The 3781-nt window shown below is 68.3% G+C and carries 3 protein-coding genes and 1 pseudogene; 3 read left to right on the top strand and 1 reads right to left on the bottom strand.

The genetic code is table 11. From position 1 onward, the window contains the following. Nucleotides 1-1915, bottom strand: a 1915-nt coding sequence (locus tag H7290_RS08250) for a phosphoketolase (RefSeq protein ID WP_290513539.1), incomplete at its 3' end; no start/stop codon positions are given. Between the two features lie 265 nt (nucleotides 1916-2180). On the opposite strand from H7290_RS08250, the gene H7290_RS08245 reads away from it, so the two are divergent. The 3 genes and pseudogenes from H7290_RS08245 to H7290_RS08235 all read left to right on the top strand — a co-directional run. Continuing rightward, nucleotides 2181-2813, top strand: a complete 633-nt coding sequence (locus H7290_RS08245) for a hypothetical protein (RefSeq protein WP_290513538.1) — start codon at nucleotides 2181-2183, stop codon at nucleotides 2811-2813. Then, nucleotides 2806-3396 carry a hypothetical protein gene (locus H7290_RS08240; RefSeq protein ID WP_290513537.1) on the top strand — a complete coding sequence of 197 codons (591 nt, stop codon included), beginning with the start codon at nucleotides 2806-2808 and terminating at the stop codon, nucleotides 3394-3396. The genes H7290_RS08245 and H7290_RS08240 overlap by 8 nt, the downstream gene beginning before the upstream one ends. A gap of 77 nt (nucleotides 3397-3473) precedes the next feature. Continuing rightward, nucleotides 3474-3781 (top strand): annotated as a pseudogene (locus H7290_RS08235) (hypothetical protein); the annotation flags it as partial.

Below are 3781 nucleotides of genomic sequence, written 5' to 3'. Positions count from 1 at the left end.
CCGCGGCCGCCTCGAGCGTTGGAATGTCGCCGCAGCATGCGATGACCACGTCGGGTTCGTCGCCCTCGTTGCTGGCCCACGGCCAGATGCCGAGACCGCGGGTGCAGTGCGCGATGGCCTCGTCGATCGTCAGGTAGGTCAACGCAGGCTGCTTGCCGGCGATGATGACGTTGACGTAGTCGTGGCTCCGCAGGCAGTGATCGGTGACAGAGAGGAGCGTGTTGGTGTCCGGCGGCAGATAGACCCGGACCACCTCGGCCTTCTTGTTGATCACGTGGTCGAGGAAGCCCGGGTCCTGGTGCGAGAAGCCGTTGTTGTCCTGCCGCCAGACGTGCGAGGAGAGCAGGTAGTTGAGAGAGGGGATGGGGGCGCGCCACGGGATCCGGCGGGTCGACTTGAGCCACTTCGCGTGCTGGTTGAACATCGAGTCGATGATGTGGATGAAGGCCTCGTAGCAGTTGAAGATGCCGTGTCGCCCCGTCAGCAGGTAGCCCTCGAGCCATCCTTGGCACAGGTGTTCCGACAGCACCTCCATGACCCGGCCGTCGGGTGCGAGGTGGTCGTCGCCCGGCACGGTGATCGCGTCCCACGCACGATCGGTCGCCTCGAAGACTCCCGAGAGCCGGTTGGACGCGGTCTCATCCGGTCCCATGACACGGAACCGGTCGGGATTGCGGGTCATCACGCCGGCGAGGAGGTTGCCGAGCACCCGTGTGGCCTCGCTGTGGCCGGAGGCCGGACGCTCGACCGCGACCGCGTGGTCGCGGAAGTCGGGCATCACCAGGTCTCGCTCAAGCAGGCCGCCGTTGGCGTGGGGGTTGGCGCTCATGCGCCGGCTCGCGACGGGTGCGAGGCCCTGCAGCTCGGGGACGAGGCGGCCGTCGTCGTCGAAGAGCTCTTCGGGACGATAGCTGCGCATCCACTGCTCGAGGAGTGCGCGGTGCTCCGGGTTGCTGCGTGTCTCCGAGAGCGGCACCTGGTGCGACCGCCAGGTGCCTTCGACCGCGAGGCCGTCGACGATCTTGGGCCCGGTCCACCCCTTGGGCGTCCGCAAAACGATCATCGGCCAGCAGGGCCGCTCACCGGCGATGCCGTCGCGCGCCTCGATCTGGATCGCGGCGATCTGGTCGGCCGCCCGGTCCAGTGCGGTGGCCAGCTGCTCGTGGACGTCGGCGGGATCGTCGCCGATGACGAAGATCGGATCGTGACCATAGCCACGCAGCAGCGACTCGAGCTCCTGCTGGGGGATGCGCGACAGCACGGTCGGGTTGGCGATCTTGTAGCCGTTCAGGTGCAGCACCGGCAGCACAGCACCATCGGTCACCGGGTTGAGGAACTTGTTGGAGTGCCAGCTCGCGGCGAGCGGGCCCGTCTCGGCCTCGCCGTCACCGATCACGCACATCACCAGCAGATCTGGGTTGTCGAAGGCCGCGCCATACGCGTGCACGAGCGCGTAGCCCAGCTCGCCCCCCTCGTGGATCGAGCCGGGCGTCTCCGGTGCCACGTGGCTGGGGATGCCGCCGGGGAAGGAGAACTGCCGGAACAGCGCCCGGATGCCGTCCTCGTCCTGCGCGACGGACGGGTAGACCTCGGAGTAGGTCCCGTCGAGGTAGGCGTTCGCCACCAGGCCAGGACCGCCGTGTCCCGGCCCGGCGACGTACAGCACGTTCAGGTCGCGGGCGGTGATCACGCGGTTCATGTGGGCGTAGAGAAGGTTGAGGCCGGGGGTCGTGCCCCAGTGGCCCAGCAGCCTCGGCTTGACGTGCTCGGCCAGCAGCGGCTCCCGCAGCAGCGGGTTGTCCATCAGGTAGATCTGGCCCACCGAGAGGTAGTTCGCGGCACGCCAGTAGGCGTCGATCAGCTCGAGCTCGTGTCGTCCGAGCGTCCGGTCGGGAATGGGTGTCGTGTGGGGCATGTGCAGCTCCTCGCCATGGTCGGGCCGTCCTTGACCGGAGCGTGTCATCGTCGCGCCAGCCTCGGCAGTGGCAAAGGTCCTGCCATCTCCCAAAACCGATCCGTCGCCAGGCGGCTGACGTCCCATGCCGGCGCAACAGGGCCCAACGACCTCACGTCACAGGCGGACGGCCACTATCGGGCTGCCGCGGCACGGGGTGGACTGGACATCTCGCGCAGGCGCCGCTCTCCGGCGCTCCCCACACCTCAGACGGGCTGGCACACCGATGACCGACACACAGACCACAGCCACCTCCGGACCTGCCTCGGCACAGGCTCACACCGCAGCGCGTGGTCTCCTCGACACGCACCTGCCGGTCTACGACGTCGTGATCACCGAGCACCTCGTCATCGACGCCGACCCGCAGGTCGTCTTCGACGCCGCGAAGAACTTCGACTTCATGCGCACCGATGCTGGGCTCGTGACGGCCCTGATGACGCTCCGCACGATGCCGAGCCGGCTGCTCGGGCGTACGGTCGACACACCCGCGACCCTGAGACTTGCCTGTGACCCCGGGGCCCTGCCGGGATGGACGATCCTGGGCGAGGTCCCCGGGAGTGAGGTGGCGTTCGGCGCTGTCGGCACGTTCTGGGAGCCGGACATCCGGTGGCGGGACCTTTCGGCCAGTGAGTTCGCGGCCTTCGCGGTGCCCGGGTGGGGCAAGATCGCCTGCGATCTGCTCGTACGACCTGACGGGCCCGGTCGCTCGGTGCTGACGTACGAGTGCCGCACTGCGACGACCGACGCGTCGTCCCGGGCGCACATGTTTCGCTACTGGTGGTTGATCCGCCCTTTCGCGGCCTACATCATGCGCGCCGTGCTGCGTACGATCGGCACGAACGTCGACGCTCGTGGCTAGCACTGTGGTCGACGACCGGCTCACGCGGAGCCGGCTGCACCTCGTGATCGGCGCGTCGGCACTGGGCTTCTCGGTCCTCTACTTCGTCTCCGACGTGTGGGAGCTTGTCGGGGGTGGCTTCTCCGGCCCGCAGCTGGTGCTCACCTATCTGGCCGAGGCGGCGATCCCGCTGTTCGTCCTCGGTCTGTACGCGGTGCAACGGCCGCAGATCGGTGTGGTCGGCCTGTGGGGCGCAGTGGGCTATGCCTATGCGTACATCTTCTTCACCGGCACGGTCACGATCGCGCTCGTCGACAGAGCCGCGGACTGGGATGCACTGGTCGGCGACTTCGGACCGTGGATCCTGATCCACGGCGCGGTCATGGTGGTGGCCGGCACGGCCTTCGGTGGCGCCGCTGTCATGGCCGGGGTGCTGCCGCGCTGGACCGGAACAACGTTGATCGTGGGGGTGATCCTGGTAGCGGTGTCCGAGGGGCTGCCGGGCGTCGTCCAGGTGCTCGCCGCGGGCGTGCGGGACCTCGGCTCCGCCGGCATGGGCGTCGCCCTGCTGGCGCAGGGCTGGGCCTCCGCCAAGAAGCCGTGAGTCTGTGGGCAGTGGTCGACCGACGGCCGTGTCACGGACAGCACGTCGCTGACCCGCGCTGGGTCTACGGTTCCTTGATGCATCGAATCATCACTCATCCGCACATGGCTCGTCCGCACATGGCTCGTCCCCACGTTGCTCGTCCCAGGGTCGCTCTCGCACTCGCCCTCGCGCTCGCCTGTGCCGCCTGCTCGTCCGGTTCCGCCACGTCCGTGAAGAATGACGCCGCATCTGCCGCGGGCCCTCAGTACGTGGCGCTCGGAGACTCCTACACAGCGGGTCCCGACCTCGCCCAGACCGACGGCAACTCGGCCGCCTGCAACCGTTCCCTGCGCAACTACCCGCGGCTCGTGTCCAAGAAGATCGATGCCTCGCTGACCGACGT

It is taken from the genome of Aeromicrobium sp., from assembly GCF_014378035.1.
GTDB lineage: Bacteria > Actinomycetota > Actinomycetes > Propionibacteriales > Nocardioidaceae > Aeromicrobium.
The sequence above is the reverse complement of the archived record's forward strand: the minus strand, read 5'-3'. Positions and strand labels throughout refer to the sequence as shown.

Excerpts from the sequence above, each read along its gene's own strand:
- H7290_RS08245 (WP_290513538.1), top strand. The coding sequence starts at position 2,181 with ATGACCGACACACAGACCACAGCCACCTCCGGACCTGCCTCGGCACAG.